This window comes from Vibrio sp. 1402, assembly GCF_033340275.1.
The window spans coordinates 1-612 of sequence record NZ_JAWOWE010000422.1 but is presented as its reverse complement, the minus strand read 5'-3'; the positions used below and the strand labels follow the sequence as shown (position 1 = coordinate 612).

General features: G+C 47.7%; 1 pseudogene. It reads left to right on the top strand.

Annotated elements, in window-relative coordinates:
- A pseudogene (locus tag R7044_RS26450) lies at positions 1–612 on the top strand (sulfite reductase subunit beta); the annotation flags it as partial.

The following is a 612-nucleotide window of genomic DNA, read 5'->3' as shown; positions in this document are numbered from 1 at the left end:
CGCCTGACGACGCGTCAAACGTTTCAGTTCCATGGCGTACTAAAACCAAACATCAAGTTGATGCACCAAACGCTAAATAGCATCGGTATTGATTCAATCGCGACAGCAGGAGATGTTAACCGTAACGTACTGTGTACCACGAACCCGGTAGAGTCTGAATTCCATCAAGAAGCTTACGAGTGGGCGAAGAAGATCAGTGAACACCTTCTACCTAAAACTCGCGCGTATGCTGAAATTTGGTTAGACGGAGAAAAAGTCGAATCGACCGAAGAAGATGAGCCGATTCTGGGCAAAACTTACTTACCACGTAAGTTCAAAACAACCGTAGTCATTCCTCCACAAAATGATGTGGATGTCCACGCGAACGATTTGAACTTCGTTGCGATTGCCGATAACGGCAAATTGGTTGGCTTTAATGTGCTAGTGGGTGGTGGTTTGGCGATGACACATGGCGATACGTCGACTTACCCACGTCGAGCTGATGACTTTGGTTTCATTCCTCTAGAAAAAACCTTAGATGTCGCGGCTGCGGTTGTAACAACTCGGCGGGACTGGGGTGAGCGTTCAAAGCGTAAAAACGCGAAGACGAAATACACACTCGACCGCGTCGGT